This window comes from Olsenella sp. HMSC062G07, from assembly GCF_001811895.1.
GTDB lineage: Bacteria > Actinomycetota > Coriobacteriia > Coriobacteriales > Atopobiaceae > Olsenella_F > Olsenella_F massiliensis.
This window is the reverse complement of sequence record NZ_KV806938.1, coordinates 1-684: the sequence shown is the minus strand read 5'-3', so window position 1 is coordinate 684 and position 684 is coordinate 1. Positions and strand designations below refer to the sequence as shown.

Sequence of the window (684 nt, the reverse complement as noted above, 5' to 3'; positions counted from 1 at the left end):
TCAACACGATGGCCGGCATGATCAAGACCGACATGGACGTCAACACCATAGCCTCGCTTGCGGCGCAGTTCAGGGGCATGAACGTGGACACGGACGTCATGGCGGGCATGGAGCCCACCACCTCGCAGTACAAGAACGACACCTGGTACGAAATCTGCCAGACGAGCGCGTGGAGAAAGATGATGTCTCGCGTGGACCAGGGGCTCCCGCCATACGAGAGCGACGCGGACGACCCTGCGAGGGGCGTGTCCGCCCAGGACTCAGGCGCCGCGGCGACGGGCGAGGCCGGGGCGACCAAGACGGGAGAGGGGGCGTCCGCCTCCGACGCGCCCACCTACTCGGGCAGCGTGCTCGTGCTCAACGCGAGCATGACCGACGGCGCCGCGGGCAAGGTGGCCACGACGCTCAAGAACAGGGGCTTTACCGCGACGGCGGACACCGCCGCAGCACGAGAGAGCACGACGAAGGTCATCTATAACGGCGACGGGGCCCGGTCGTCGGCGTTGGGCGTTGCCCAGACGTTGGGCGGCGGCGTCATGCCCCAGGCGAATGACGGCAGCTGCAGGACGGACGTGCCGGTGATCGTGATTCTGGGCGGCGACTCATACTAGGCGGCGTGGGCGCGATTCTCTCGCAAGGCCGCCTGAGCAGGCTGGCTCTCGCGCAGAATCAAAGGGACGGCTC

The 684-nt window shown here is 67.3% G+C and carries 1 protein-coding gene; it reads left to right on the top strand.

All coding sequences use genetic code 11. The features are described 5' to 3' along the window. Positions 1-611 (top strand): LCP family protein (locus HMPREF2826_RS00675; protein WP_148138284.1); only part of this gene is annotated, 611 nt, incomplete at its 5' end. Between the last annotated feature and the right edge of the window lie 73 nt (positions 612-684).